This is a genomic window from Bowmanella yangjiangensis (genome assembly GCF_017255015.1).
Classification (GTDB): domain Bacteria; phylum Pseudomonadota; class Gammaproteobacteria; order Enterobacterales; family Alteromonadaceae; genus Bowmanella; species Bowmanella yangjiangensis.
Window position 1 is genome coordinate 1 of record NZ_JAFKCS010000376.1, and the last position, 782, is coordinate 782.

The following is a 782-nucleotide window of genomic DNA, read 5'->3' on the forward strand; positions in this document are numbered from 1 at the left end:
CTTCCCGGCGTTGCATGCCGCCAAGCGGGCGCAGGAGCGCTGGCGCAAGGCAATCGTCGTCGCCATTGGCTACCCCAGCGATACGCCGCTGGATTTCGAGCGTCGTGCGTTCGACCTGTCGCCGCCACAACTGCCCGAGCGCAACGATCCGCCGCAGGGCGGCCAGGACCTGTTTCTCGATTTCATCGAGCAGCGCCTGATGCCGCGGGTCAACCAGCGCTTCAAGGTCGATCGGGATCAGGTCAGCCTGGTCGGGCACTCGTTCGGCGGCATGTTCGCCATCTACACGCTGTTCACCCGGCCGCAGCTGTTCCAGCACGTGGTCGCCATCAGCCCCAGCCTGTGGTGGCGTGATCGCTACCTGCTGGCGCATGAGCGTGCGTTCGTCGAGCGTGCGCGAGCCGGCGAGCTGGACCTGACCCACCGCAGCCTGAGCATGTGGGTGGGCGACCGGGAAATGCCGCAGGAGATCCAGGACGTGCGTTCGCTGCAGCTGCGCCTGGAGTCCCTTTCGCAGTACGGCCTGCGCAGCGATTTCCAGCTCGAAGCGGGCGAGGATCACATGTCGATTCCGTTTCGCGTCACCCCCCGCGTGCTGGAGGAGCTGATGAGCACGCGACGCTACTGAGTCGGGCCACGGGCAGCCCGCCGCATGCGCGGGCCGCCGTGGCAGATCGTCATCTGCGCTGGTGTCCTAGGCTTTGTACGAAAGTCGTCGAGCGAAGGTCAGGCAATACCGATGGCGGCCCCGCGAAATCGCTCGAAGAAGCGCAGTTTACGTG

The 782-nt window shown here is 65.9% G+C and carries 1 protein-coding gene; it reads left to right on the plus strand.

Annotated features, from left to right (window positions below):
- Positions 1–628 (plus strand): alpha/beta hydrolase (locus J0A65_RS24650; protein ID WP_206596879.1); only part of this gene is annotated, 628 nt, incomplete at its 5' end.
- Positions 629–782: the final 154 nt, after the last annotated feature.